The organism is Acinetobacter sp. S4397-1 (assembly GCF_024129285.1).
GTDB lineage: Bacteria > Pseudomonadota > Gammaproteobacteria > Pseudomonadales > Moraxellaceae > Acinetobacter > Acinetobacter lwoffii_C.
This window is the reverse complement of record NZ_JAMXXZ010000001.1, coordinates 170246-196846: the sequence shown is the minus strand read 5'-3', so window position 1 is coordinate 196846 and position 26601 is coordinate 170246. Positions and strand designations below refer to the sequence as shown.

27 protein-coding genes are annotated in these 26601 nt (G+C 45.6%); 12 read left to right on the top strand and 15 right to left on the bottom strand.

The features are described 5' to 3' along the window. Positions 1 to 18 precede the first annotated feature (18 nt). A complete protein-coding gene (locus tag NI467_RS00940) occupies positions 19 to 609 on the bottom strand; it encodes a TIGR00730 family Rossman fold protein (RefSeq protein ID WP_253150506.1) in 591 nt (196 codons plus the stop codon). 152 nt (positions 610 to 761) lie between these two features. On the opposite strand from NI467_RS00940, the gene NI467_RS00935 reads away from it, so the two are divergent. Beyond that, positions 762 to 1775, top strand: a complete 1014-nt coding sequence (locus NI467_RS00935) for a CorA family divalent cation transporter (protein ID WP_253150428.1) — start codon at positions 762 to 764, stop codon at positions 1773 to 1775. 145 nt (positions 1776 to 1920) lie between these two features. Here NI467_RS00935 and NI467_RS00930 read toward each other — a convergent pair whose 3' ends face one another. The 8 genes from NI467_RS00930 to dxs form a co-directional block, all read right to left on the bottom strand. After that, entirely contained in the window at positions 1921 to 2211 is a 291-nt protein-coding gene (locus NI467_RS00930; RefSeq protein ID WP_151205492.1) for a lipid asymmetry maintenance protein MlaB, read from the bottom strand. A 15-nt stretch (positions 2212 to 2226) separates the two neighbouring features. Next, the gene (locus NI467_RS00925; protein WP_151205493.1) at positions 2227 to 2859 is read right to left on the bottom strand and encodes a phospholipid-binding protein MlaC; all 633 of its coding nucleotides are present in this window, start codon (positions 2857 to 2859) and stop codon (positions 2227 to 2229) included. A gap of 18 nt (positions 2860 to 2877) precedes the next feature. Continuing rightward, complete coding sequence (locus tag NI467_RS00920; protein WP_253150426.1) at positions 2878 to 3543, bottom strand: outer membrane lipid asymmetry maintenance protein MlaD; 666 nt, start codon at positions 3541 to 3543, stop codon at positions 2878 to 2880. Beyond that, positions 3543 to 4322 (bottom strand): lipid asymmetry maintenance ABC transporter permease subunit MlaE, encoded by a 780-nt coding sequence (gene mlaE / locus NI467_RS00915; RefSeq protein WP_174660291.1) that lies wholly within the window; start codon positions 4320 to 4322, stop codon positions 3543 to 3545. Before mlaE ends, NI467_RS00920 begins: the two co-directional genes overlap by 1 nt. Continuing rightward, positions 4319 to 5137 (bottom strand): ABC transporter ATP-binding protein, encoded by an 819-nt coding sequence (locus NI467_RS00910; RefSeq protein ID WP_151205496.1) that lies wholly within the window; start codon positions 5135 to 5137, stop codon positions 4319 to 4321. The genes mlaE and NI467_RS00910 overlap by 4 nt, the downstream gene beginning before the upstream one ends. Before the next feature lie 400 nt (positions 5138 to 5537). Then, positions 5538 to 7385 carry a DEAD/DEAH box helicase gene (locus tag NI467_RS00905; protein WP_151206719.1) on the bottom strand — a complete coding sequence of 616 codons (1848 nt, stop codon included), beginning with the start codon at positions 7383 to 7385 and terminating at the stop codon, positions 5538 to 5540. 526 nt (positions 7386 to 7911) lie between these two features. Continuing rightward, entirely contained in the window at positions 7912 to 8742 is an 831-nt protein-coding gene (locus tag NI467_RS00900; protein WP_151205620.1) for an inositol monophosphatase family protein, read from the bottom strand. A gap of 114 nt (positions 8743 to 8856) precedes the next feature. Beyond that, entirely contained in the window at positions 8857 to 10767 is a 1911-nt protein-coding gene (gene dxs / locus NI467_RS00895; protein WP_253150424.1) for a 1-deoxy-D-xylulose-5-phosphate synthase, read from the bottom strand. A 309-nt stretch (positions 10768 to 11076) separates the two neighbouring features. Between dxs and ribA the strand changes: the two genes are divergently transcribed. After that, positions 11077 to 11679 carry a GTP cyclohydrolase II gene (gene ribA, locus NI467_RS00890; protein WP_151205278.1) on the top strand — a complete coding sequence of 201 codons (603 nt, stop codon included), beginning with the start codon at positions 11077 to 11079 and terminating at the stop codon, positions 11677 to 11679. A gap of 102 nt (positions 11680 to 11781) precedes the next feature. On the opposite strand, the gene hemN is transcribed toward ribA, so the two are convergent. Beyond that, complete coding sequence (gene hemN / locus NI467_RS00885; protein ID WP_253150403.1) at positions 11782 to 13155, bottom strand: oxygen-independent coproporphyrinogen III oxidase; 1374 nt, start codon at positions 13153 to 13155, stop codon at positions 11782 to 11784. 234 nt (positions 13156 to 13389) lie between these two features. On the opposite strand from hemN, the gene hemF reads away from it, so the two are divergent. The 5 genes from hemF (at position 13390) to NI467_RS00860 (ending at position 18320) form a co-directional block, all read left to right on the top strand. Continuing rightward, positions 13390 to 14337 carry an oxygen-dependent coproporphyrinogen oxidase gene (hemF, locus tag NI467_RS00880; RefSeq protein WP_253150401.1) on the top strand — a complete coding sequence of 316 codons (948 nt, stop codon included), beginning with the start codon at positions 13390 to 13392 and terminating at the stop codon, positions 14335 to 14337. 147 nt (positions 14338 to 14484) lie between these two features. Continuing rightward, positions 14485 to 14691, top strand: coding sequence for a hypothetical protein (locus tag NI467_RS00875; RefSeq protein ID WP_253150399.1), 207 nt, complete (start codon positions 14485 to 14487; stop codon positions 14689 to 14691). Between the two features lie 88 nt (positions 14692 to 14779). Continuing rightward, positions 14780 to 15568 carry a shikimate dehydrogenase gene (aroE, locus tag NI467_RS00870; protein ID WP_151205282.1) on the top strand — a complete coding sequence of 263 codons (789 nt, stop codon included), beginning with the start codon at positions 14780 to 14782 and terminating at the stop codon, positions 15566 to 15568. 370 nt (positions 15569 to 15938) lie between these two features. After that, positions 15939 to 17762, top strand: coding sequence for an acyl-CoA dehydrogenase C-terminal domain-containing protein (locus tag NI467_RS00865; RefSeq protein WP_253150397.1), 1824 nt, complete (start codon positions 15939 to 15941; stop codon positions 17760 to 17762). Positions 17763 to 18110: 348 nt separating this feature from the next. Continuing rightward, a complete protein-coding gene (locus NI467_RS00860; protein WP_151205284.1) occupies positions 18111 to 18320 on the top strand; it encodes a cold-shock protein in 210 nt (69 codons plus the stop codon). A 49-nt stretch (positions 18321 to 18369) separates the two neighbouring features. On the opposite strand, the gene hemW is transcribed toward NI467_RS00860, so the two are convergent. After that, entirely contained in the window at positions 18370 to 19524 is a 1155-nt protein-coding gene (hemW, locus tag NI467_RS00855) for a radical SAM family heme chaperone HemW (RefSeq protein ID WP_253150395.1), read from the bottom strand. A 123-nt stretch (positions 19525 to 19647) separates the two neighbouring features. On the opposite strand from hemW, the gene NI467_RS00850 reads away from it, so the two are divergent. Both NI467_RS00850 and NI467_RS00845 read left to right on the top strand, forming a co-directional pair. Then, positions 19648 to 20106, top strand: coding sequence for a DMT family transporter (locus NI467_RS00850; protein WP_151205286.1), 459 nt, complete (start codon positions 19648 to 19650; stop codon positions 20104 to 20106). A gap of 40 nt (positions 20107 to 20146) precedes the next feature. Then, entirely contained in the window at positions 20147 to 21505 is a 1359-nt protein-coding gene (locus NI467_RS00845; RefSeq protein ID WP_308729477.1) for an MATE family efflux transporter, read from the top strand. Between the two features lie 21 nt (positions 21506 to 21526). On the opposite strand, the gene NI467_RS00840 is transcribed toward NI467_RS00845, so the two are convergent. Next, positions 21527 to 21736, bottom strand: coding sequence for a DUF1737 domain-containing protein (locus NI467_RS00840; RefSeq protein WP_253150393.1), 210 nt, complete (start codon positions 21734 to 21736; stop codon positions 21527 to 21529). A gap of 286 nt (positions 21737 to 22022) precedes the next feature. Here NI467_RS00840 and NI467_RS00835 point away from each other — a divergent pair, with 286 nt between their 5' ends. Next, positions 22023 to 23321, top strand: a complete 1299-nt coding sequence (locus NI467_RS00835) for an AarF/ABC1/UbiB kinase family protein (protein ID WP_253150391.1) — start codon at positions 22023 to 22025, stop codon at positions 23319 to 23321. A 361-nt stretch (positions 23322 to 23682) separates the two neighbouring features. Here NI467_RS00835 and crcB read toward each other — a convergent pair whose 3' ends face one another. Continuing rightward, positions 23683 to 24063, bottom strand: a complete 381-nt coding sequence (gene crcB, locus NI467_RS00830; RefSeq protein WP_253150389.1) for a fluoride efflux transporter CrcB — start codon at positions 24061 to 24063, stop codon at positions 23683 to 23685. A gap of 168 nt (positions 24064 to 24231) precedes the next feature. Between crcB and NI467_RS00825 the strand changes: the two genes are divergently transcribed. Then, a complete protein-coding gene (locus NI467_RS00825; RefSeq protein ID WP_253150387.1) occupies positions 24232 to 24564 on the top strand; it encodes a HopJ type III effector protein in 333 nt (110 codons plus the stop codon). A gap of 70 nt (positions 24565 to 24634) precedes the next feature. Here the strand turns inward: NI467_RS00825 and NI467_RS00820 are convergent, their stop codons facing one another. Next, positions 24635 to 25198: a hypothetical protein gene (locus NI467_RS00820; RefSeq protein WP_151205336.1), complete on the bottom strand. Its 564-nt coding sequence runs from the start codon at positions 25196 to 25198 to the stop codon at positions 24635 to 24637. Positions 25199 to 25378: 180 nt separating this feature from the next. On the opposite strand from NI467_RS00820, the gene NI467_RS00815 reads away from it, so the two are divergent. Beyond that, on the top strand, positions 25379 to 26005 hold the full coding sequence (locus tag NI467_RS00815) for a class I SAM-dependent methyltransferase (protein ID WP_253150385.1): 627 nt from the start codon (positions 25379 to 25381) through the stop codon (positions 26003 to 26005). On the opposite strand, the gene NI467_RS00810 is transcribed toward NI467_RS00815, so the two are convergent. Further along, positions 26002 to 26589, bottom strand: a complete 588-nt coding sequence (locus tag NI467_RS00810; RefSeq protein ID WP_253150383.1) for a hypothetical protein — start codon at positions 26587 to 26589, stop codon at positions 26002 to 26004. The genes NI467_RS00815 and NI467_RS00810 overlap by 4 nt on opposite strands. Between the last annotated feature and the right edge of the window lie 12 nt (positions 26590 to 26601).

The following is a 26601-nucleotide window of genomic DNA, read 5'->3' as shown; positions in this document are numbered from 1 at the left end:
CGAATCAAAGAAAGAGCGCTATTTTACAAGATCGGTTTGATCAACCATACCCCATTTTGCTTCAGGCGACCGATAGCTTTCAAACTGCTCTAAAATATCCTCAAGATGATCACTGACAATTAATGCATCGGTAAAACGTGCCTTGGTAAATCCTTGCTCTGTGGTCATTCGGATAAACTTGAGCAGGTCGTCATAAAAACCATCTACATTTAAAAATGCACAGGGTTTCTGATGAATACCCAGCTGTGCCCAGGTCCACTGCTCAAAGATTTCTTCCAGTGTTCCCGCCCCACCCGGAATGGCAATAAACCCCTGGGCCAGCTCAGACATTTTGGTTTTACGCTCATGCATGTTGTCTACCACAAACAGCTGGGTAATATCCGGATGCGCCAGCTCACGGTTGACCAGTGCCCGTGGAATGACACCCGTAACTTTACCCCCAGCAGCCAAGGCACTGTCTGCAACCACACCCATCAAGCCCGACCGGCCACCGCCATAGACGAGCATTTGCTGTCGTGTGGCCAATGTCTGTCCGACCTGTTCGGCAATTTGTGCATAACGCGGTTCTGAGCCTAAGGCTGAACCACAAAAAATTGCGATAGAATTCATCATTTTCATCATTCCATTAAGCGAATAGTGTACCAGAGTGTGCTCTGACAGTTTTTTTTCAAAAATAACCCTACAATCAGTGTTTTTATTTAATTCCTTGTCTAAAATACCTCCATTCAGATTTACATACTGCGCAGGGGAGAAAAGAGAGCATGCTTGAAGCTTTTTATGCCACAGGGCGCGGTAGCTTAGAAGATGCCACCATCAATGGTGATTTCGACCTGCATTCGGAATTAGTCTGGGTCGATTTAATTGCACCTTCACAGGAAGAGCAACAATGGATCCTGGACGCCTATGGGCAAAACCTGCCGACTTTAAAATCGCTGGAAGATATTTCTTCAAGTGCCCGATTTTACCGTGATGATGACGGTATTTTGCATGTCAGTACCTATTTTTTAACGAAAAATAAAAATTATCAGCTCGAAAGTGAACATGAAGATGAAGCCAGCATTCTGGCAACAGTTCAGACTGTGGCTTTCATCCTGCACAAGGAGCGGCTATTCACCTTACGGGGTGAAAAACTGGTTGCTTTCCGGGCCTTCCGGGCGCGTGCACGCCGTAATGATTATGAAATCGACTACAACGATCCGACCTGGATTCTGCTTGGCCTGCTGGAAGCCAAGCTGGATGAGCTGGCCGATATTCTGGAAGATGTACATAAAGACCTGGAAAAATATTCCACCGAAGTCCTGAATAACCGGCATCGGGAACAGATTCTGGATCTGGATGACATGATTACCCGTCTGGCCCAGCTGGAAGATATGCTTGGAAAAGCGCAGCTCTGTTTAATTGATTTACGGCGAGTGCTGACCTTTCTGTCCCGTCCCCGAGCATTGGGCAGTCATATTTACGATGCAGATATTCGCGAGTTGAGTGAAGATGTGCGCTCGCTGGTCGAACATGATGCGTTCCTGTTCCAGAAAGTCCGCTTCCTGCTGGACACCACCTCCGGATTTATTAATACTGAACAGAATGACACCATTCGTCGCTTCTCGATTTTACCGAGTATGCTGGCACCTCCGATGCTGATTGCCAGTATCTACGGTATGAACACCGATGTACTGCCTTTCGCTCAAGGAACGATGAGCTTTGTGATGGTCAGCATCATTCTGATTGGTTTTCTGATTGGCCCATTAATTTACTTTAGATGGAAGAAGTGGATTTAAAGGACGTTGCAATCCTCTCTCCCTATGGGAGAGAGTTAGAGAGGGTTATGAATAATTTACCTCTCCCTAGCCCTCTCCTATCAGGAGAGGGAACCTCATACATTCAATTCTATAAAAATAAAAAAGCACCCATCGGTGCTTTTTTTTAATTGATGATCTGCAAATCATCCTGCAAATGACAGGCTTGAATGATCTTCATCATTTTGGCAGGCACTGCCTTAAACTGAAGTCCTTGCGCCTGTGGGGTCTGACGTAACCAACGGACTAGAACCGCCAGAGCCAAGGTACTGCCATGTTCCAGTGCGGCCAGATTCACCACCAGCGGAAACTGGCTTTGTGCCTGAATCACGCGCAGACCTTTTTGATAATAGTCCTGCGCATTTTCATAATTAATTTGACCTGACACCTGCAATTCCTGATCATTGAATTGGATCACAGCTCACCTATCTTGTTATTTCTTGTCAATTGCTGCTTCTGCATCCGGCTTGAAGTTGGCAATGGCCTTATCCAGATTACCGCCATTACGTTTTACAGTGGCCGCAAACTGGTTACGGAACTGAAGACCCAGATCAATACCAGAAACGTTGATGTTACGGATTTTCCATTGCGAACCTTTATCCACCAGCTGGAAAGCCACCGGAATTTTCTCGCCATTGTTATTAAAATCAATCGTCACTACCGGGTTTTTGCTATTGCTGGCTTTGTATGGACGGATGTTATAGGTCTGATTACTGAACTTGGAGAACGCCGTACCATAATTCACAATTAAAGTTTCACGGAAGTTTTTCTCAAACTGTGCACGCTGCGCCGCAGTACTGTACTGGTTGGTTGCATAAGTTCCCATCACAATACGGGTGAAAGACTGTGAATCAATATACGGATCAAGATTTTGACGGATAATCGTTTTTACCAACGCAGGATTATTCTGCAATTTGGCATGATCAGCTTTGAGGCGTTCAATCAAGCCATCTGCCACTTTTTTGATAAATGCAGGCGGCGTTTCAGACGGTGCAGCAAACACAGTACCGGTCATCATGGTGGAAAGAATGCTCACGGCAAGCGTTTGTTTTACTAGAGTCTTCACTCGAATCTCCTCAATTTACTATTCAACAAATGCAGGTTCTGCATCGGTTGTTCCTGAAAATGCAGCATCTTCCGGGTTATCTGACGATTTGCCGGCACCACCGGTAATAAACTTCGTCACTAGGTCTTCAATTTCCATGGTGCCTTGGGTATTGGCAATCTGATCACCACGTTTGAGATAGTTCAGACCGCCACCTGGGATGATTTTTAAATACTTTTCACCCAATAAACCATTGGTTGCTACCATAATATAAGCATCTTCATCAATATTAGTGATGGATTTCATGTTATCTAACAGTTGCTTTTCCATTGTTTTTTGTTGAGCAGGATCTGCGGCCGTATAATCGGAACTATAACGTAACTCTTCTAATGCTTCTTGCTGGACCTGTTTCAGCTGCTCAGCATTAAAGGTTGTCAGGGAGCCATCCAGTGTCATATGTACAGTGGCTAAACGGGTTACCGGATCAAGCGTAATCTCATCGACCTGGCCGACTTTGACACCACTTAACGCCACTTTGGCACGCGGCTTGATTCCATTGACATTTTCAAAGGTCGCCGTCATTTTATAGCTGTCCGCGATATTGGTTCCTACCAGTCCACTGACACGCATGGCCAGGAAAAACAGTGCAATACCAAACAGAATGACAAAAACACCAACGGCCAGCTCACTTGTACGTGATTTCATTAAATACCTCCGAACATGACCGCAGTCAACACGAAATCAAAGCCTAAAACGCACAATGAAGAATACACCACTGTACGCGTTGTAGAAGTTGCAATACCTTCCGAAGTTGGCTCACAGGCATAGCCCTGATATACCGCAATCCAGGTACAGATTAATGCGAATACAAAACTTTTAATAATAGTGCCATTCAAAATATCTTTATAGAATTGCACCGTATTTTCCATTCCACTCCAGTAGGCGCCTTCATCTGCCCCCAAAAAGTCCACTCCGACCATTTTGCCCCCCATAATTCCGACAGCAGCAAAAATCACGGCCAGCATTGGCAGGCTGAAAATCCCCGCCCATAAACGCGGTGAAATCACTCTTTTGAGTGGATCAACACCAATCATTTCCATACTGGATAACTGTTCAGTGGCTTTCATCAGGCCAATTTCTGCAGTCAGGGCAGAACCCGCTCGTCCGGCAAACAGCAAGGCTGCAACCACAGGTGCCAATTCACGCAACAAAGTCAAAGCAACTGCGGTACCCAGCATGGCCTCACTGCCAAAAGTCGCCAGAATGGTATACATCTGCAAGCCCAGTACCGCCCCAATAAACAGACCGGACACCACAATAATCAGCAGCGATAATACGCCTACCCGATACATCTGGTAAATAAACAGTTTGACACCGATCCAGGTGGGCATGGAAAACAGAATCTGCAACAGCATCAGGGCCGCAACCCCTATACCGCGGACACGCTCAATCACACGTCTCCCCAGCTGGGCGATAGCATTCATGAACGCACCTCATCATTTAAATAGGGTTTATGGCTGAACTGATAATCCACAGGCCCTGCGACGGCTCCGGTCAGGAACTGCTGAACAAAAGCAGAAGGATGGGCTTTCAGCTCTGCCGGTGTGCCCTCCCCCTGGATTTTTCCTTCTGCCACTACATAGATATAATCGGCAATCGATAAGGTTTCTGCCACATCATGCGAAACAATAATGGTCGTTAAATCCAGTGCTTCACGTAATGAGCGGATCAAGCGGGTCAGAACCCCCATCACAATTGGATCTTGGCCGGCAAATGGCTCGTCATACATGATCAGCTCCGGATCCAGCGCAATAGCTCTTGCCAGTGCCACCCGACGATTCATCCCACCAGACAACTCTGAAGGCATCATCTGCTCAGCGCCACGTAAACCCACAGACTCCAGTTTCAGCGCTACAATTTCAGCAATCAGATGTTCAGGTAATTTAGTATGAGCACGGATTGGAAAGGCTACGTTTTCATAGACACTCATGTCAGTAAACAAGGCCCCACTCTGGAAGAGCATACCCATACGCGCACGCGCCGAAAAAAGCTCGGATCGCGACATCTGAGCAATATCCCGCCCATCGAGCAGGACTTGCCCCTGATCTGGCGTCAACTGGCCACCAATCAAGCGCAATAATGTTGTTTTACCGGTCCCGGATGGACCCATAATAGCGGTAATCTGTCCGCGACGAATGCTGAGGCTCACATCTTCATAAATCACACGTTCCCCGCGCTTGAAGCTTAAATTCTTTACTTCAATCAGAGAAGGCATAGTTTGCGCTGTTTGATTTTCCATAGTTGAGTGGATTCCTGCATTTTTTCAGCATGCGTACGATAAAGAAACAAAGTTCAAAATATTAGCATTTGCAAAAGAAGGGTCAAGGTTATGAAAAGCAATACGGTCTACTGTCAGGTCTATTTCTTAGAATGAAAAATTTTATCAGGCTGGATTCTAACAGAGTCTCGTCAATTAAAAAAATAATAGAGATAAAAAATAATATTACACAAAACCAAAGCCAATGCGAGATAAGGCATTAGTAGCTCAAGCACAGTAAAACGTAACATCCGAATCTTCCTATTCTTCAATTATCACAAGTTATAATAAATTTGACTCAGTATACATTTTAATTGAAATAAGTAAAAAGATAGGCATAAAAAAACCAGCGTTTCCGCTGGTTTTTTTAGGTCAGATTCAATTAGTCATTGAATTTACGACGTGGTTGGCTCTCGCCACCAAATGAACGTTCACCACGTGGCTTGTCATCAAAGTTACGACGTACTGGGCGATCACCTGCATCACGCTTTGGACGATCATCAGCGAATGAACGCGCTGGACGGTCACCAAAATTACGCTTTGGACGATCATCGCCAAATGAACGTGCTGGACGGTCACCAAATTCACGTTTTGGACGGTCATTGAAAGCACCTTCACGACGTGGTTTGTAATCTACACGGTTACCGCGGTTATCATCGTTATTATCAGTACGAGGACGGTCACCAAATTCACGACGTGGACGGTCATTGTTGAACTCGCGGCGCGGACGGTCTTCACCATTGAATTCACGACGTGGACGGTCATTATTAAATTCGCGGCGTGGACGATCTTCATTGAAGTCACGACGTGGACGGTCAGCAAAGCCACCTTCACGACGCGGACGATCACTGTTGAAGTCACGACGTGGACGATCTTCGCCAAATGCTGGACGTTCGCCACGAGGTTTATCATCAAAGCTACGGCGTGGACGGTCATCACCACCTTCACGACGCTTGAAATTGCTTTCGCCTTCAAAACGACGACCGCCACCGAAACCACCGCGACCACGACCGCCGCCATCACGACGACCACGACCACCGTCACGGCTACCGCGTGCAGGAGGTGGAGATGGCTCCAGACCTTCAATTTCAGATACATTTAAACGTGCATCAAGGAAGTCTTCTAGAGCACGGATCTTGCCACGCTCACGGTAAGTTGCCAAAGTAATGGCCTTACCGGTACGACCCGCACGGCCTGTACGACCAATACGGTGTACATAATCTTCGTTCTTCATTGGAAGACCAAAGTTGATTACGTGAGAAATTGTTGGTACATCTAGACCACGAGCAGCAACATCAGTCGCTACTAAAATCTTGGCACGACCTTCACGGATGCTGCGTAAACGACGGTTACGAACAGTTTGCGGCATGGCACCGTGTAGTGCAACAACTGACAGACCTGCTTCAGAAAGCTCTTCAGCCAGCATGTCGGTGTCTTCTTGAGTTGATGCAAATACCACAGCCTGGTCTACATCTTCTTCGCTTAACCAATGTGTTAACAGTTTTTTCTTATGCTCGAAACCATCAGTCCAGTGTAAAGTCTGGGTGATATCTGTATTTGTTGAGTGACCAGTTTCAATCGCAATACGCTCTGGATCATTCATCATACGTTCAGCAAGCGTGATAATACGTGGAGCAAATGTTGCAGAGAACATTAAGGTCTGCTCACGATTTCCAGCCAAATCACCAATTGCTTCCAGATCTTCAGAGAAGCCCAGATCCAGCATACGGTCTGCTTCGTCTACGATCAAAGCATTTACTTTATCGAGTTTGAGCTGACGACGGTTAACAAGATCCAGTAAACGACCTGGGGTTGCAACAACCACTTGTGCGCCTTTTAACTGCTGGATTTGTTTACCAAATGGCATGCCACCCATGATTGCAGCAATACGCACACCTTTCATGTGACGTACAAGTGCAATGGCATCCTGACTCACCTGTTGAGCCAATTCACGTGTAGGACAAAGAACCAGAATTGAAGGCTGAGTGATCGCTTTCATACGTTCTTTGAATGGTACAAAGGTATCTTCGTTTGCAAGTGCGTTCAACGTTGGAAGAAGGAACGCTGCTGTCTTACCCGAACCTGTCTGGCTAGATACCAAAAGATCTTTGCCTTCAAGTGCAGCGGGAATAGATTGTTCTTGTACAGAAGTCGGAGCAGTAAAGCCTAAACCTTGTAGAGCTTGTTGTAACGATTCGTGTAAAGAAAATTCAGCAAAAGTTTTGCTCATAGAGTATTTCACCCGAAAATAGGGTGCTCCATTAAAAATAAAGTCAAATGGACATCGACAAAAAGCGGCACAGCAATAAACACTGAAAAAGAGATGATTCAGCGGCGATCCGAGTAACGACGATGTGATATAACGCACGCATGATTAAGCATAACCTGAAGGAATCGCTTTAGCGATTGGGGCGCGAGATATCGTCCTCTCTTTGGACCGCACGCGCATACACAATGATAAGAAGAGAAATGTTCAGGTAACGAACAGAAATTAAGTGCGTGCCAAGATTATAGCAGGATAATTTATAAAGTCATCCGCTTTTCGTATTATTTTGTTTAACCGTCAATTTTTTCATCATTTTCCGAAACTTAGCTTAGGTGAAAAAAGCAGCTTATTCTCCATTTGGCCAATTTCCCCTAAACTCTTATGACTAAACAGATGAATCAAAAGTATTTTAGAAGCAATCTCAAATGAATAATTTGCAAGAAAAAAGGCATCCCGAAAGATACCTTTTTTCATATTCGATTAAAGCCGATTATTTGGCTGCTTCACCCCAAGCAGGAACAACTGCTTGCATTAACGGTTTAAGCATCTTCATTGAGCAAGCCAAAACCTGACCATTTTCCATAGAGTCGCTACCGCCACGTGCATCCACCACAGTACCGCCCGCTTCTTTCACAATCAGCTCACCTGCTGCAATATCCCAAGGTTTCAAGCCAAGCTCGAAATACCCATCAAGACGGCCAGCCGCCACATAAGCCAGATCCAGTGCCGCAGAACCTGCACGGCGGTATTGAGCACCCGCTTCGGTCACATTTAACAATGATTCAAAATGGTTCTTGGCATAAGACACAACTTCACCATTACGTTTGGCACGGTAAGCATGACCTACGGCCAAGAAAGTATTATTCAGACTGTCTTTTATATTGACACGGATACGGCGCTGATTCAGCATCGCACCGCGACCACGGCTTGCAGAGAACAACTCATCTTTTACCGGATCATAAATTACGCCGTGCTGAGTCACGCCTTTGTGCTGAACTGCAATAGAAATACAGAAATGCGGAAAACCGTTGATAAAGTTAAGTGTGCCATCCAGCGGATCAATCACCCAACACCAGTCAGCGTCATGACCTTTACCTTCCTGATAGCCAAATTCTTCACCAAGGAAACTGTGATTTTTATAGCTTTTACGTAGAGTATCGATAGTCAACTGTTCCAGATAACGGTCTACACGCGTTACCGGACCATCAATGCCTTTTTCTTCGACTTGCAGATCGAGTTTATGACGATTCTGATGCGCTTTTAAAAGCTCTTGACCAACTAATTGAGCCGCACGCGCAGCCATCACCACCATAGGTTCCATTGAACACCCACTACAAATTTGAAGATATTGATAAAGAATAATGCATAAAAGCCCGCATATTTTAGCAAATATTCGGGCTTTTTGGGAAAAAATGTGTCTAAAGTTTTTAAATACTTAGGATAGAACGCTTTGTGCCAGTTTAGACCAGGCCTGAGCAATGGATTTTTCAATACCTTGTGCATCAAGTCCAGCTTGTTGCAACATCTGGCTATGTGTTGCCTGTGCCATAAAGGTATCGTCCAGCCCCAGATTTAACATTGGCTTCACGATCTGTGCTTCAGCCAGATATTCATTGACTGCACTACCAGCACCGCCCATGATCGCATGCTCTTCGACAGTAACAAATAAACTGGTGGAGTGTGCAAGCTGATCCAGCATACTGGTATCTAAGGGCTTAATGAAACGCATATTGATGACACGTACGCCAACGTCATAGCGACTGGCAAAAGCCTGAGCTGCTTCTAGGGCTGCCTGGACCCGACTACCGAAAGCCAGAATTGAAATATGCTCATCAGATTGTTCGTTCAGGCTGAGCAGAGCCTCTGCCTGACCAATCGGCATCTCGACCATAGTTTGCTGGATTTCAACCCCCAGCCCATTACCACGTGGATAACGTACCGCAGCCGGACCATTATAAAGGTAAGCCGTATGCAACATCTGACGGCATTCATTTTCATCTTTAGGCGCCATAATCACCAGATTTGGAATTGTGCGCATATATGCATAATCATAGGCACCGGCATGTGTCGGCCCATCTTCACCGACCAGCCCCGCCCGGTCGATGCCAAAGGTCACATCCAGATTCTGTAAGGCCACGTCATGCACCAACTGGTCATAACCGCGCTGCAAGAACGTCGAGTAAATGGCGACGACCGGTTTTAAACCTTCACAGGCCATACCGGCCGCCAGTGTCACCGCATGCTGCTCGGCAATGGCAACATCAAAGAAACGTTCCGGATAGTCTTTGGCAAACTGGACCATGCCTGAACCTTCGCACATGGCGGGAGTAATAGCCAGTAGGCGTTTATCTTGTGCGGCCTCATCACAGAGCCATTGCCCGAATACGTCTGAATATTTGGGCGCCATCTTGACTGCTGCGACCGCATTCAGTTTGCTAATGGCATGATATTTAATCTGATCCGATTCAGCAGGCGCAAAACCTTTACCTTTTTTGGTGTAGACATGAATCAGACGTGGTCCGGTCCGCTTTTTCAGGGCATTAAATACATGAACCAGTTGCTGGACATCATGACCATCATAAGGACCAAAGTAATCAAAACCAATGGCTTTAAACAGGTTATCAGCGGCATCAGTTGCCGCGCTGTGCAAACGTGAGTTATACAGCCATTCTGGATGTGGCTGTACATAGGCCTCACCCTCTTCAGTTACATTGACAAATTCACCACGCTCCCAGATTGCTGCAAGATGCTTGGCAAAACCGCCCGTACTGCATGAAATTGACATATCATTGTCATTTAATACAACCATCAGGTTGGCATGATGTGCCACCGCATCATTCATGGCTTCAAAGGCCATACCTGCGGTCATGGCACCATCGCCAATAATTGAAACCACTTCACAGGGATCATTCTGATAACGACGTGCCAGTGCCATGCCCAAGCCAGCAGAAATTGCGGTGGAAGAGTGGCCTACCCCGAAGGTATCAAACTCGGATTCGTCACGGGCTGGAAACGCAGCCAGACCGTCCTTGGCACGAATCGTGATCAACTGTTCCCGGCGTCCGGTCAAAGCTTTATGCGGATAGGCCTGATGACCCACATCCCAGATCAGGCGATCATGCGGCGTCTGAAAGCAATAGTGCAAAGCCACAGTCAGCTCAATTACACCGAGGTTGGCACCAAAATGCCCTCCACTTTGCCCAGCAGCATACAAAATGAATTGACGTAACTCATCCGCCACTTGCTCTAGCTGGCTTTGCTCAAGTGCACGCAGTTGCTGAGGATGATCAATTCCATCTAGCAATGGTGTTACAGGACGTTGAGTTGGAATTTCTGTATACAACATATATGGCAAAGCCTTCTAAAGCCTGGCAAATGCTAAGCGAGGTCAATGGGGAGTACCCGATCATATAGTTGAATTGTAGCAGCTTCAATTCAGCTACGCTTCTAGCGACGCATTATTACACAATGATTTCATCGGGGTAAAAAATTTGCAGGCTACGATTATCCTGAATAACCTCACTATTTATCAACTATTATCGTTCGCTTTCTTAAAAAAAGAAAATGTTCTCCACAAAATCCCCTGTGCAATTCTACTAATGTTTAATCATTAGGCTATACTTTAGTTACTTTTTAGGATTTTACGGGTTCAGCTGTGCCAATCGAATTTGTCGCAACGTCAAGATTACCGACCGCTCATGGTGAATTTAAAATTACTGTTTTTCAAGACCCTAAGACAGGAGAGGAACATATTGCGCTCTCTAAGGGTTTAGATGAACCCACTGATGAGCCAGTCCTGGTTCGTGTACATTCAGAATGTCTGACCGGTGATGCCTTTGCTTCCCTGAAATGTGACTGTGGCCCGCAACTGCAGGCCACCCTCAAGCTGATTAATGAAGTTGGCTGCGGTGTAATTTTATATCTGCGCCAGGAAGGACGTGGAATAGGCCTGACCAACAAGATTCGCGCCTATGCCTTGCAGGATCAGGGACATGATACGGTCGATGCCAACCTGATGCTCAATCTGCCGGCAGATGCACGCCAATATGATATGTGCAGCATTATGTTGGATCATTTGGGAGTGAAAGCAGTACGCCTGATCACCAACAATCCGCTTAAAATTGATGCGCTGACAGCACAAGGAATTCAAGTAATTGACCGTGTTCCCTTGACAGTAGGCTTGAATCCATTCAATGAGCAGTATCTCAAAACCAAGCATGAACGTATGGCACATATGTATCAGAAGGATGATTTTTAACGTCTGTTAAGAATCCCCTCTTCCTCCCTTTTCCCAAGGGAGGAAGTTTATTTCATTGAAGAAAGTTTTCCTCATCTCTCCTCCCGCGAAATCAGGATGCGATTAAATCGTCATCGAGAAAATCCGGTTTTCCGGCATGCGGCGCTTTAAATGCAAATCAAAGGCCATACAGATATTGCGGACAAAAGGTTTGCCTTTTTCCAAAATCGTGACTGATGCGTCTGCTATTTTAATCAATTCATCCTGCTGCATTTCTTCAAGCTGCTCCAGCACTTCCTCAATTTCAGCAAATTGCAGTTCAGGATTTTCCCATGAAGTACTAAAGCTGCACATCAGGTTGAGAATATGCTGGCGAATGATCAGATCTTCCCGAGACAGAATATGTCCTTTAAAGACCGGAATCTGATGCTGTTCCAGACATTCATAATATTCTTCGATCGTTTTCACGTTTTGCGCAAAGCTATACCAGCTGTCACTGATTGAGGAAATCCCCAGTCCAATCATGAGCTGGGTTTTGGAAGCGGTATAGCCCATAAAGTTGCGGTGTAAGGTCCCTGTTTGAAAAGACTGGTACATGCTGTCGCTGCTTAAAGCAAAGTGATCCATGCCAATTTCATGATAGCCTTGTGCCAGAAGCTTGTTCTTGCCTTCTTCATAGCATTGGCGCTTGAGTTCATCTTTGGGCACATCAGTATCTTTAAAGCCGCGCTGGCCATTGCCTTTAATCCATGGCACATGGGCATAGCTATACAAGGCCAGGCGATCCGGTAGCAATGAGTTGGTCTGGCCGATGGTATTTAAAACATCGTCCAGACTCTGAAAAGGCAAGCCAAAGACCAGATCATGCGAGATGGAGCTATAGCCAATCTCACGTGCCCACTCAGTGACCTGCTTGACATTTTCATAGGGCTGAATCCGATGGATGGCTTTTTGTACGGTTGCATTATAGTCCTGCACACCATAACTGACCCGGCGAAAACCCAGATCATACAACCCTTGCAAATGCTCACGCGTGGTATTGTTGGGATGGCCTTCAAAACTGAACTCATGCCCTACGGCAATGTCCGCCTTGAGTAAAATTCCCTGAATCAGCTGGGTTAAATGCTCAACTGAGAAGAAAGTCGGCGTACCGCCCCCCAGATGAATTTCTTTAATAAGAGGTTTATCTTGCAGCAATTCACAATACAGAGCCCACTCTTTCAATACGGCTTGAATATAAGGCTGCTCTACTTCGTGGCGCTTGGTGACACGCTTATGGCAGCCACAGAAGGTACACAGGCTTTCACAAAAAGGGAGATGAATATACAGGCTAATGCCCTCTGACTGATTCGACTCGTCAAAAGACCGCTTTAAGCTCTGCTTCCAGCGGGCCAGGGAAAAATCCTGTTCCTGCCAATATGGTACGGTGGGATAGCTGGTGTAACGTGGACCAGGAACATTATATTTCTGAATAAGAGATTTCATCTGAACCGACATGCTGTCCACCTGTGAGCAGATAAAGCCCGAAAAAATGAGTGTGCTCAGCTATTGTGAGATGCATCAAAAAAGAATTCAACCAAGCTCTCCGGTCGGGTTTGAGCCTGGCCCCGCCTGACCTCTTGCTGAGGTTGAGTCGGCCGCAGAGAAGGAGTATTGAGAAAAACACCTTAATTTTTAGGTCATTTTATGGTTTGATGTAAACAGCTTTTTAATCTCCTCATGAGGGTTCTGATGCAGCATCCAACATCTATGGATATTCAACGCGTTCGCGAATTTCTCCTCGACCTGCAAGCTCGGATCTGTGCAGCACTTGAACAGCAAGAACGGGCTGGCGGCGGTAGTGCCGAATTTGTGATTGATGACTGGGAACGTCCTGAAGGTGGCGGTGGCCGTTCCCGGGTTTTACAAGATGGCACGGTGATTGAAAAAGGTGGGGTAATGTTTTCCCACATTCATATATCCAACCTGCCGGCTTCAGCGACTGAACGCCATCCGAATATTGCCGGCGCCAAGGCTCAGGCCATGGGGGTATCGCTGGTCATTCATCCTCAAAACCCGAATGTACCAACCTCACATGCCAATGTACGTTTATTTGTGGCAGAAAAAGAAGGCCAGGATCCCATCTGGTGGTTTGGAGGCGGTTTTGATTTAACCCCCTTTTATCCCAATGATGACGATATTTTATCTTGGCATCAGACGGCACATGACCTGTGTGCACCCTTTGGGGCCAACGTGTATGCCGAACACAAAAAATGGTGTGATGATTATTTCTATCTGAAGCATCGTGACGAGCAGCGCGGGGTGGGCGGCCTATTCTTTGATGATCTTAATCAGTGGGATTTTGAGACCTGTTTCCAGTATATACAAGCTGTAGGCAATGGCTACTTAGAGGCTATTCTGCCTATTTTCAAGCGCAACCAGAACAAGGCATACACGCAGGCACAGCGCGATTTTCAGCTGTATCGTCGTGGCCGCTATGTAGAATACAATCTGGTCTATGACCGCGGTACGCTGTTTGGCCTTCAAACCGGCGGGCGGATCGAATCGATTCTGGTCAGTCTGCCACCTCTTACTGGCTGGTCATATCGTCCTGAATGGGCTGAAGGTTCAGCTGAGAAGCGCCTCACCGATTACTATCTTAAAGCGCACGACTGGTTAACAGAACTGAAAACCAAATAAGAATCCCCTACATAATTACATACAAAGTGTCCTCAAATAGAGGACATTTTCAATAGATAAATCATCTATACTCAAAAGCAATCCCTGAACCCGGGAATACCTTGCATATTGTCTGGTTCAATAATTTAATGACTGAGTAAAATAAAAATGTATGATGCCGATTTAAACCCTGCCCTTCTGGCCTTTTGGCTGTTTCTGATTACCTGTATTGCTGCGATTAGCACCGCTATAGTTAGCCATAATTTCGTTCTGGACAGTGTAGCTATCAGTGTCAGTGTCCTGACCGTTGCTGGCGTGGTGATCAGCATGGCGCTATTTCTGGCAGAACAGATTATTGAAACTTGTAGTTCTTGAAATTCGAACAGCTTAAATAAGCAGGCGCTTTAGTCCCCGGTCATTTTCACGTATATTGATGCGCATTTCAGCACATGGACACTGTGAAATGAGCAAGCAATTTGCTGTGGTCGGTAATCCCATTGAACAATCACGCTCTCCGGAACTTCATCAGGCTTTTGCAGCCAAAACCGGTATAGCATTAAACTATAAGAAACGTCTGGCGCCACTCGATGGTTTTAGCGCCAATATTCAGGAATTTTTCGCTCAGGGGGGCAGCGGCATGAATGTCACTGTGCCCTTTAAAGAGCAGGCTTTTGCTCAATGTCAGGTCCTGACCGAGCGCGCCAAAATTGCTAAAGCCGTCAATACACTCTGGATGCAAGAAGGTGTATTGCATGGAGATAATACCGATGGTCAGGGACTGGTCGAAGCCATTCGTGCCTTAGACTGGAATCTGGAAAATACCGATATCCTGATGATTGGCGCAGGCGGTGCTACACGTGGAGTGATTTATCCGCTGGTACAAGCAGGCGCCAAAAAAATCGTGATTGCCAACCGGACTCTGGCGCGTGCCGAACAGCTGGTGACAGACCTGCGTGATGCCGTGCCGCAGGCGGAATTACATGCCATCGCCCTAGATGCTCTAACGGGTGATTTTGATCTGGTCATCAATGCCACTTCTGCAAGCTTAACGGGTGATGCACTGATACTGCCAGACAGTTTGCGTTTTAAGCAGGCCTATGAAATGGCCTATGGCAAGCCTTCTTCTTTCCTCGATCAGGCCAAAGCCCGCGGTGTACCGACTTCTGAAGGTTTTGGTATGCTGGTCGGCCAGGCCATTGAATCCTTTTATATCTGGAATGGGGTAAAACCGGAGCTGAAGGATTTTCTTTAATTTCTTTCACTCCTCTGCTAAAGGACTGTCGAATCAGTCCTTTTTCAACTTTTTATGCTTATCTGATTGGATTTAGTGACATCTTTTTATTAGAAAAACCCGATAACATTTGGGTACAACTTATACAAAACTAGTACTGGACACAGCCGCTTTTTATTCATTAAAGTCTAATCAGATAAGCAGTTTTTATCTAACCCTGCTCCAGACCCAAGCCAGGCGAGCAAAAGAATAGCCAGCAACAGCTTGAATATGTAATTCGCTTTTCTGACAATTTTATTTGCGTGCCTTATCAATGTTTTTTTATTCCAAGTATGAATAATCATAGAATCGATACAGATAATCCAAAACTATTTTAATCAGGATTAAACGCATGCCAGCTTATAAAGCCCCTTTACACGACATTCGCTTTTTAATGAATGAAGTGCTTGACTACCCTGCGCACTACCAGAACCTGTCGAATGGTGAATATGCCGATGCTGACACGGTAGACATGATTTTGGAAGGCGCGGCAGATTTTTGTGAAAATGTCCTTTCTCCTTTAAACCAGAGCGGTGATCTGGAAGGCTGTCATTTTGAAAATGGCGAAGTCAAAACACCAAAAGGCTTCAAAGAAGCCTATGACCAGTTTGTACAAGGCGGCTGGCAAGGTTTGTCCTATCCTGAAGAATTTGGTGGCCAGAACCTGCCAATGTCTCTTAACCTGATCAAATCAGAAATGATGGGAACAGCTAACTGGTCTTTCCAGATGTATCCAGGTCTGAGCATAGGCTGTATCAACACCATCATGCAATATGGCACCGAGGCGCAAAAGAATACTTATCTGCCTCATCTGGTTGCAGGCACCTGGGCAGGCACCATGTGCCTGACTGAACCACAATGTGGCACGGATCTTGGTCAGGTGAAAACCAAGGCTGAGCCAAAAGAAGATGGCAGCTATGCCATTTCAGGAACCAAGATTTTCATCTCTGCCGGTGAACATGATCTGACTGAAAACATCGTGCATATTGTCTTGGCCCGTCTTCCGGATGCACCGCAAGGCACCAAAGGGATTTCCCTGTTTATCGTGCCGAAATTTGTTCCAGCAGCAGATAGTGGGATCGGTGAACGTAACCCGGTGACCTGTGGTTCGATTGAACACAAAATGGGAATCCGTGCGTCTGCGACTGCCGTTCTGAACTTTGACAATGCAGTGGGCTATCTGATTGGTGAGCCAAATAAAGGCTTACATGCCATGTTCACATTTATGAACACCGCACGTATCGGTACGGCCATTCAAGGCATCTGTCATGCAGAACTGTCCTTCCAGGGTGCTTTACCGTATGCAAAAGAACGTCTGTCTATGCGCGCCCTGTCGGGTAAAAAAGATCCGGAAAAAGTAGCCGATGCAATCATTCACCATGCGGATGTGCGCCGTATGCTGCTAACCCAAAAAGCGATTGCTGAAGGTGGCCGCGCCATGATTTATCATGCTGCCCAAATTGCAGACAATATGAATGATGCGCTGGTACGAGGTGACCAAGCCGCTTTTGAAGAACAGGATGATCATTTAGGTTTCTATACCCCGATTCTGAAAGGCTTCCTGACCGAAATGGGCTTTGAAGCAGCCAACCACGGTGTACAGGTCTTTGGTGGACACGGTTATATCCAAGAATGGGGCATGGAGCAGATCGTACGTGATGCCCGTATCTCTACATTGTATGAAGGCACCACTGGCGTACAGGCACTTGACCTGATTGGCCGTAAAGTCCTGTTGACCTCTAAGGGTAAAGTCATCCGCGATTATACGGCTGAAATCCTGAAATTCTGTGGTCAGCATGCACGTAATAAATATATGCGCCGCTTTGCTTGGGATTTGACCAAGCTGTGTGCACAGTGGAATGCCTTGACCGTACGTATTATGCTGGCAGCGCGCAAAGACCGTGACATCGTCTCAAGCGCTTCGGTGGACTTCTTGATGTTCTCTGGTTATGTGATGATGGCTTATTTCTGGGCACAACAAGCGGCGGTCGCTTCTGCGAAATTGACCTCTGGTGATGGTGCAGAAACACCAGAATTCTATAAAGCCAAAATCAAAACAGCAGATTTCTATTTTGAGCGCCTGTTACCACGTGCCCAAGGACATGCTGAAGCCATGGTTAACCCATCAAAAACGTTAACGACTCTGGCAGCAGAACATTTTAGCTTCGATTACTAATAAGCAAAGTAATTAAAAAAGAGCGCAATAGCGCTCTTTTTTTATATATACAAGCGTATTTAAAACTGTTTATATGAAAGACGTACACAAAACACACAAATTTATTTGTATATTTTTCAAAACCCTAAACGATATTCAGTATAATTTTCTTGAAAATCTATAAATAAAAGGTATCATGACGATAACTAGAAAAATTCTTGTTTTGGTTAGTCTTCTTTCAAGTATCGCAGTTTTAGTCATAAACCTTCGTTTTACAGATCAAAAAGCTCCATCCTTTTCATTTTTCAAAGTTACGGTTAGTCATCTGAAATTTTGACTAAAAACACACAAGATTCAATAGGTTATATTATGTCTAATACAGTTAATGGTACAGTAAAGTGGTTTAACGAAACTAAAGGTTTCGGTTTCATTCAACAAGAATCTGGTCCAGACGTTTTCGCTCATTTCAGCGAAATCCAGGGTTCTGGCTTCAAAACTCTAATTGAAGGCCAAAAAGTTTCTTTCATCGTTGCTCAAGGTCAAAAAGGCCCTACAGCGACTCAAATCACTGCTCTATAATTAGAGACTGATTTGAAAAAGCACCCGGAAGGGTGCTTTTTTTATGGGCTTAAAGAAATTCTTCCAGGACTGAATTTAAAAATATATGTCCCTGTTCCGTACAGGCAATGCGACTTATATCCTCTACCATCAAGTGTTGCTGACGTAATGAATCCAAGAGTCCATTTAAATGCTCAACTGAAAGACCGGTCCGCTCACTATAAAGTTTGGTATCTACGCCGTTGTTCAAGCGCAGGGCATTCATCATAAATTCAAATGGCAGCTCGCTCTCTTCAATCCGTTTAAGCTGTAAATGCTCGGCAGGCACTTTAGCCAGATAATCTTTGGGTAAACGGGTTTTCTGGAAACGGTATACGCCATCCGGTCGAGTTACTTTCCCATGCGCCCCTGCTCCAATGGCCAGATAATCGCCAAATTGCCAATAATTCAGATTGTGTGCCGAAGGCAATTCTTTACGCCAGGCAGAGACTTCGTAATTAACAAAGCCTTGGGCTTTCAGATAGCGCTCGCCCTGCTCCTGAATATCTTCCAGAACTTCATCTAGCGGTAAAACTGGCTGGGTGCGGAAAAAGACCGTATTCGGTTCTATAGTGAGCTGATACCAGGAAATATGTGTTGCTCCATGTTCAACAGCGAGCTTCAGATCATTCAGAGCCTGCTCTACAGTCTGTTCAGGTAGTCCATGCATCAGGTCTACATTAATGCGCTGAAAGCCAGCTTCATGTGCCAGCCCAATGGCAAAAAGAGCATCTTCATTGCTATGAATCCGCCCTAAGCGTTTCAGATGTTCAGTATTAAAACTCTGCACGCCAAGCGAGAGACGGTTAATGCCTGCTGCGAGATAGCCCGCAAAAGGATCATGCTCGATGGTGCCTGGATTGGCTTCCAGGGTAATTTCACAATCTGGTTCAAAAGGAATAATCGCCTGCAATTGTGTAAATAACCATTGATAGCCTGGTGCAGAAATGAGCGAAGGGGTTCCACCACCGATAAAAACACTGTGAATGGCGCGTCCCTGGGCAAAATCTACCTGAGTTTTAAAGTCCTCGACCAAGGCGTGTAAATATTCCTGTTCCAGCTCCAGAGACAATTTCCCCTCAGGAACCGCATGTGAGTTAAAGTCACAATAAGGACATTTGCGCACACACCACGGCATATGGATATAAAGCGATACAGGAATCAGGGCGGGATTTAATTCAGCCAAAGAAGTACTCAAAATTATGACAAGATCTATCCAAATTTTAACATGATTGTTCCAGCACACTGTTAAAATTAAAATCACTGCAAGATCAACCTAAAAATTTAAATAAAATTAGCTCATTAAATTATGAAAATATCTTCCCAACTGATCATATTATTGCCTCTGGTATTTACCATTGGAGTCTTGCTGACCTTGCAGACTGCCATTAACACCCAGTTAAAAGAATATTTATATTCTCCGATTCAAGCTGCATTTTTTTCCTTTTTGATTGGTACAATAGTGCTTGCCCTGCTGGTGCTGTTGCAACCGCAATCCAAGCCGACTCTACAGGAGCTGATGAATGTGCCCCTGTACTTATGGATCGGAGGCGTACTGGGGGTATATGCCATTAGTATGAGCATCTATGCAGCGCCCAAGCTTGGTTTTTTGACTTTGACGGGTGCCATTATTTTTGGACAGCTGGTCATGTCGATGGTGGTAGATCAATTTGGTCTGCTGGGCAATGCAAAACTGCCGCTAAACTGGCAACGTCTATTGGGTGGCGTAGTGATTTTTATTGGTGTGCTTCTCACTTTACAACGCTAAACCTTTTCTCTAAGCACATAATTACCTATGAGTCATTTTTGTGTCTAATGTTTCGTCCGCCACAACCTTTTCCTTTGAGTTAAAGCGCCTGTTTCAGCTCATGCTGCCCATTCTGGTCACCCAATTTTCCCAGGCAGGGTTGGGGCTCATTGATACGATTATGGCCGGACACCTTTCCCCTACTGATCTTGCCGCAATTGCGGTAGGGGTCGGTTTATGGATTCCGGTCATGCTGCTGTTTAGTGGGATCATGATTGCCACCACACCTTTAGTGGCTGAAGCCAATGGTGCACGTACGCCGGAAAAAATTGCCACTATTGCCCGGCAGTCTCTGTGGGTGGCATTGGTCCTCGGGATCATTGCAGGCCTGATTTTACAGATTTTGCCTTGGGCTCTGCCCCTGCTAGGTGTACCGGAAAGTTTACAGCCTAAGGCCAGCCTGTTCTTGCATGCCATTGGTTTCGGGATGCCTGCGGTCACCATGTATGCAGCTCTTCGCGGCTATTCTGAAGCCATAGGTTATCCGCGTCCGGTGACTGCCATCAGCCTGCTGGCCCTGATCCTGCTGGTTCCACTGAACTATCTCTTTATGTATGGACTGGGTCCTCTTCCGGCTCTGGGAAGTGCAGGCTGTGGATTTGCTACCGCCATTCTGCAATGGCTGATGTTTATCACACTGGCTCTGTATATTTTTAAGAATAAGGCCTATTACAAGACCCAGCCTTTTAGCCATTGGGAAACAGCTGATCCTTATTGGCTGAAGCGTATTTTAAAACTCGGCTTTCCGATTGGTCTGGCGATTTTCTTTGAAGTCAGCATTTTTAGTACTGCAGCCATTGTCTTGAGTCCTTTGGGTGAAACCATTGTGGCAGCGCACCAGATTGCCATTTCTATCACGTCCCAGCTCTTTATGATTCCAATGTCTCTCGCCATTGCTTTGACCATCCGAGTCGGGACCTATTATGGAGAACAGAACTGGCAGGCGATGCGTAAAGTACAAAGTCTGGGGCTGATTAGTGCCACCGTTCTGGCCCTGCTGTCCATGCTGCTGCTCTGGCTGTTCCGTAAGGAAATTGTGGCTCTCTATACTTCAGATGCGCTAGTCACTCAAATTGCCATGTATCTAATACTCTTTGCTATTGCCTATCAGTTGATGGATGGCTGGCAGATCAGTGCTGCCGGCTGCTTGCGCGGCATGCAGGATACCAAAGGCCCCATGTGGATCACCATGATTTCCTATTGGATTATTGCTTTCCCGGTCGGCGTCTATCTGTCACGTTTTAGTGATATGGGTGCCGCCGGGGTCTGGGTTGGCCTGATTGTGGGGCTGACTGTGGCCTGTGTGTTATTGTTGGCACGGCTTTATAGTAATAACAAACGTCTTATCCTGAATTCCTAAAGGTTGTTCAGTGAGGATGCACTAGCAGTCCTGCAGTGCATCCTTTAAACCCTGTGGAATCTCGGAGTCGTCCTTGACCTCTTTGATCACGACCTGCCCGACAATTACCTCCTTACCATTAAAGGTCATAGTCGGCGCACCATACAGCTCATAGCCTTCATTTAAAGCGCGGGTCACTCGCGCACAGAAATGCACATCATCTGTACCGGTAAAATAGCGATAAACTTTCATGGAGTCTTCTTGGCTGTGATAAAGGCTATAGTTTAATTTTTTTGCTTTAAAATAATATTCAGAAATAACACCAAGGCTTATTTAAAATAGTGATACCGGACAGTTTTGTAAAAACAGGCTAATCACCGAAGCTTTTTCAAGCAAATCAATACTGCCAAAGCCGACAAAAAAAATGGAGAATTTGAGAAGCTTTGCAACATATCATCTACAATTAAATGTAGGCAATTGCCCGGTTGTCACCTATGATCAAATACATCCGTTCAATGATGGGCTCGAGGAATCTCACATGGCAAAAACGGCGCGTACCCCTGGTCGACGTTTTATGAAACTTGCCGGAATGACTGCAAGTATTGCAACTAAAACCCTATCCAATTCCATTAAAAATATCACTGCAGATGAAGAGCAGAAAAATGCTGCACGCAGTCAACTGTTTCAGGATATTGGGGTTCAGATTGCCGATACTTTGGGTGAGATGAAAGGCGCTGTCATGAAAGTGGGGCAAATTGCCTCACAATATAAAGATATTTTTCCACCAGAAGTCGCCAAGGCGATTGCCAAATTACAGCGTCAGGCGCCACCAATGCCCTTCCGGGAAATTCAATTCCAGGTCGAAAAAGAACTTAAAAAACCACTCTCTCAGCTTTTTAAAAGCTTTGATGAACAGCCTTTTGCCGCCGCCTCTATTGGGCAGGTTCATAAAGCAGTTTTAACTGACGGACAGCAGGTGGTGGTCAAAGTTCAATATCCAGGTGTCGATGAAGCCTGTGAAAGTGACCTGAAACAGGTCCGTCTGGCCTTGCGTCTAATGGGTGTACTGAAAATTGACCGCAAACTGCAGGATCAGCTGTTTAAGGAAATCCAGCACAGCCTGGACAACGAACTCAATTATGAAATTGAGGCTCAAAATCTGGAAGTTGCCCGGGTCTTCCATGAATCACTAGACACTAAAGTGATTATTCCACGTGTTTTCCAGGATTATTCTTCCCGGCATATCTTAACCCTGAGTCTGGAACACGGCGAGAGCATGGAAACCGCCAGCACTTGGCCACTGGAAACCCGTAATGCGCTGGGGCGACGTCTGCTTCGAGCCATTGGACAGGAAATTTTCTATCTAAAACGTTTTCACTGTGACCCGCATCCAGGAAACTTTGCCTTCCGTGAAGATGGCTCCGTCATTATCTATGACTACGGTGCTGTAAAAACCTTGTCTACAGAAATCGTAGGCCATTTCAGAACCTTGATTCATGCAGCACGTGAAAAAGATATTGGCGTGATTGAGCAGCAACTGGATGCGCTGCATAGCCTGACGGAAACCGGAAAATTCCCACCTGAACTGTACGAACAATGGTTAGAAGTTTTGTTACGTCCCTTGACCACTCATTACGATTTTGCAGAGAATTCGGCACATCATGATGGTATGGAGCTGCTGAAACCTTCCCTGAAATATTGGGATGTATTTAAGCCTTCACCGGATACCCTGATGGTTAACCGAACCATTTCGGGACAGTACTGGAACCTGATTCACTTAAAAGTCGATGATGACTTAAGTGATGTGTTTGAAGAACTGGTGCCAAGCCGTACTTGAAGGGCTTAAAGCGCTGTAACGCTGCTAGACTCTAGCTTACACGCTGTAACCCTACTTCACTTGAAACATCAAGTGTTACTTTATAACATTTTATGTGATCAAGAAAAAGTTTAGCTTATGCGTTCAGATCTTCCTCCGAGTATCGAGAAGTTCTCTTGCATCATCTCTATGCAGATGGGCATTTTTTGATCAGCAGCACCATGAATTCACGCCCGCCCCGTAAAGAGGAAAGTCGTGTGGCCAGCGTTAATAAACGTTTTTCCCGTTTTAAATGCAGTTAAAACCAGTTGCTCAATAACGTTTTTCTGGCGTTTTCAGATTGTAGTTTTGTCAGGAAATGACCTCCAATTTCCTGACTTTTTTATGTCTGGTTCAACATCCAGTCACTCAGATAAAAACCTACAGTCAGAGCGGTTAGGCCCAGCAACAGGCTCGAAAACATATACAGTAGCGCCATTGAGATGGCTCCCTGCTTCAAGAGCTGAAAACTTTCCAAGCCGAAACTGGAAAAGGTAGTAAAGCCGCCCAATAGGCCAACCATTAAAAATAAACGGGCTTCCTGCTGCAAAGCCGGATATTTTTGACTGTATGCCAAAAAAATACCGGTACAAAGACAGCCCAGGATATTCACCCACCAGGTAGGCCAAGGAAACTGTATCTGCGGTTTAAAGAGCCAGAGTCCTATGCCATAGCGCAGACTCGCCCCGATTGCACCACCCATGGCGACCCAAAGCCAGTTCATAGCTGCTCCATCCCTTGCATTTTCATCTTTATTTTCCTCTGCTCTTATACCCGCTGCGGACAGACCAACTGCTTCATCTTGCACCGAAAGTATTATAAACACCATCGAGATTCAGGAAAAATGCTATATTGACACCGTTGGATTAGGCTTAAAAATCAGGTGGGGCAGATGGCGCAAGATTTACTGGCATTATTGACTGCGGGTGAAGCACAATTCGCGGATGTGATTGCATATATTGATGCACATTATACCTACACCCCGACCGCCTTTAAAAATGGTCAACAGCAGAATGCGGCCAATGAAAACCAAGGCAGTGCCAAAGTGCTTTCTTTTGCCCGGCTTCATGGTCTAAATCAAGCTCAGACTCTCAGCCTGTTCGCTGAACATTATACGTCTGTACTGCTTAGTCCTGAAGCAACTGAGCACCAGAATATACGCCAGTTTATGCAACACGGCTGGGATGGGGTTCAGTTTGAAGCGGAAGCCCTGGCTAAAAAATAAATCATGTTTTATTAAAAAACCACTCATGAAGAGTGGTTTTCAGATAATTTAAAGTGAAATAATGCTGCGCTTAGCTTCGATTCACTTTTTCAATCCACTGGATCGAACTTACGCGAAAAACCTCACAGGCGCCATCGCCAGTATCGGTCGGGGTTAAAGAGGAGGTCCAGACCAGCTCTTTATCGCGCACTTCAACCAATTCTCCTTGCAAGCGCACCAGATCACCGCGTTTCACCTGTTTAATGGCTTTGGCAATCGTTGGATTGGCTGGAATAATATGCATATTGGAAACCATTTGCATGGCTTTTTCCGTAGGCACAGGCACACGGTCCATTTTCCAGTTTAAATAACGGTCATATTGATTCACGCTAATATGCCGGGCAATTTCGGGTTCGGCAAATAATCCCCAGCTCACTGCATAATCAATGGGAGAGAATTTGGATTGTGGATCATCATTATATATTTTGGAACCCAAAATCCGGAAATCCCCTTGAAATGGCTGTAAAGCAGAAATGGACTGCCCTTGTACCATCGGCGGCAAGCCTTTGGCAATATTATGATCGATCGAACTATAGGCTGACATCGGCAAAATAAGACTGGCCAATAACAAACCGGGTTTCAAGTACTTGAGCATAATTCTACATCAATTCCATTCAGTATTTTTAAAGCAACTACTTTCGATATTACGGATTTTTTACTGGAAAAATAGTTGCACTTGGTAACAGGCTGATGCAATTTGGTCAACTCACAACCATGTTGAGAATCGATTATTTCAGTTAATCTACTGGTATTTTTAAAGCTTATTTAAATATCGATGTTCTATAAATTTTATCAACAACATGTTTTTCCGCATCTGCTCAATCAGGTCATGCAAACGCCTTCACTGATGGATCTGCGCCGCGAGTTATTGCTTGGTGTCAGCGGTGATGTGCTAGAAATCGGCTTTGGCAGTGGCCTGAATCTGGCTTTTTATCAGCAAGTGGAACAGCTCTATGCACTGGAGCCAAATCTGGCGATTTTTCAGCTAGCACAAGACCGGATTCAGCATGTGCCTTTTCCAGTAGAGCATATACAGGCCAGCGCCGAAGCGCTGCCTTTTGCCACACATGGTTTAAATAATATTGTATCAACCTGGACCTTATGCAGTGTTCCAGATTTAGCGCAAAGTTTGCGTGAAATCTATCGGGTTTTAAAACCGGGTGGACGTTTGCATCTGGTCGAGCATGTATTGAACCGAGAGCATCTGAATATTCAGCGTCTACAGCATCTGCTGACCCCGTTACAAAAGAAAGTAGCGGATGGCTGTCATCTGAATCGTGATATTGAGCTGGCGCTGTTAGAAACAGGTTTTGAGCTGGATGAGATTCAATATCGGGAGGCCGCAGGAATTCCTAAAATTGGTCAGCGGATGCTACTGGCACGTGTACATAAACCGTTTTAGTCCAAACGCTCAACCGCATTGAGGCGAAATAAACGGCATTGTGACGAATTTTGGCTACCCAGCCCCACATAAAATTCCTGCTGGTTTTTGGCGTATTTAAGTGTAATCCAGTCGCCCTGGATCCGGATCCGCTGACCGGCCTTAAAACGGCGGATTTTATCGGCAACAGCTTCACTGGAGGCAACCACACTCAGACTGCTCAGTGTGGGCGGTATAGGTGCAGAATCAGCCTGTACCGCATCCTTGAGATTAACTTCAAAGCAGCGTTTGCTTTGTTTAAGCTGCCAAGACTTTAATGCTGCCATAGACGTTTCAGGCTGCGCCAACAGCAGATCAATATTACTTATATAGGCCAGATCGTTAAAACTGCCCACTACAGGACTAGCAGGATGAATCGTCCGGCGCTCAGGCCCATAATATTTTTTGGAAATAACCCGATATCCAGCTTCATGGGCTTCAATTGGTTCAACCTGAAAGTTCTTAAGTATGCCGGCTTGTTCCAGATGTGGAATTGCGCGGAAATATTCGGACCAGATCCAGAGTCCCAAGGCAAATAGGGCTGCCGCAATAAGAAGTTTATTCATCAGTCACAAGAC

Bases quoted from the DNA above. Each gene is read 5' to 3' on its own strand.
- hemN (WP_253150403.1), bottom strand. From the start codon at position 13,155: ATGTCGGTTCAGATGAAATCTCTTATTCAGAAATATAATGTTCCTGGT.
- NI467_RS00810 (WP_253150383.1), bottom strand. From the start codon at position 26,589: ATGAATAAACTTCTTATTGCGGCAGCCCTATTTGCCTTGGGACTCTGG.
- NI467_RS00820 (WP_151205336.1), bottom strand. From the start codon at position 25,198: ATGCTCAAGTACTTGAAACCCGGTTTGTTATTGGCCAGTCTTATTTTG.
- NI467_RS00850 (WP_151205286.1), top strand. From the start codon at position 19,648: ATGAAAATATCTTCCCAACTGATCATATTATTGCCTCTGGTATTTACC.
- NI467_RS00815 (WP_253150385.1), top strand. From the start codon at position 25,379: ATGTTCTATAAATTTTATCAACAACATGTTTTTCCGCATCTGCTCAAT.
- NI467_RS00835 (WP_253150391.1), top strand. From the start codon at position 22,023: ATGGCAAAAACGGCGCGTACCCCTGGTCGACGTTTTATGAAACTTGCC.
- NI467_RS00905 (WP_151206719.1), bottom strand. From the start codon at position 7,385: ATGAGCAAAACTTTTGCTGAATTTTCTTTACACGAATCGTTACAACAA.
- NI467_RS00825 (WP_253150387.1), top strand. From the start codon at position 24,232: ATGGCGCAAGATTTACTGGCATTATTGACTGCGGGTGAAGCACAATTC.
- NI467_RS00935 (WP_253150428.1), top strand. From the start codon at position 762: ATGCTTGAAGCTTTTTATGCCACAGGGCGCGGTAGCTTAGAAGATGCC.
- NI467_RS00860 (WP_151205284.1), top strand. From the start codon at position 18,111: ATGTCTAATACAGTTAATGGTACAGTAAAGTGGTTTAACGAAACTAAA.
- aroE (WP_151205282.1), top strand. From the start codon at position 14,780: ATGAGCAAGCAATTTGCTGTGGTCGGTAATCCCATTGAACAATCACGC.
- crcB (WP_253150389.1), bottom strand. From the start codon at position 24,063: ATGAACTGGCTTTGGGTCGCCATGGGTGGTGCAATCGGGGCGAGTCTG.
- NI467_RS00875 (WP_253150399.1), top strand. From the start codon at position 14,485: ATGTATGATGCCGATTTAAACCCTGCCCTTCTGGCCTTTTGGCTGTTT.
- NI467_RS00910 (WP_151205496.1), bottom strand. From the start codon at position 5,137: ATGGAAAATCAAACAGCGCAAACTATGCCTTCTCTGATTGAAGTAAAG.
- mlaE (WP_174660291.1), bottom strand. From the start codon at position 4,322: ATGAATGCTATCGCCCAGCTGGGGAGACGTGTGATTGAGCGTGTCCGC.
- dxs (WP_253150424.1), bottom strand. From the start codon at position 10,767: ATGTTGTATACAGAAATTCCAACTCAACGTCCTGTAACACCATTGCTA.
- hemF (WP_253150401.1), top strand. From the start codon at position 13,390: ATGCAGCATCCAACATCTATGGATATTCAACGCGTTCGCGAATTTCTC.
- NI467_RS00840 (WP_253150393.1), bottom strand. From the start codon at position 21,736: ATGAAAGTTTATCGCTATTTTACCGGTACAGATGATGTGCATTTCTGT.
- NI467_RS00865 (WP_253150397.1), top strand. From the start codon at position 15,939: ATGCCAGCTTATAAAGCCCCTTTACACGACATTCGCTTTTTAATGAAT.
- NI467_RS00920 (WP_253150426.1), bottom strand. From the start codon at position 3,543: ATGAAATCACGTACAAGTGAGCTGGCCGTTGGTGTTTTTGTCATTCTG.
- NI467_RS00940 (WP_253150506.1), bottom strand. From the start codon at position 609: ATGAATTCTATCGCAATTTTTTGTGGTTCAGCCTTAGGCTCAGAACCG.
- NI467_RS00900 (WP_151205620.1), bottom strand. From the start codon at position 8,742: ATGGAACCTATGGTGGTGATGGCTGCGCGTGCGGCTCAATTAGTTGGT.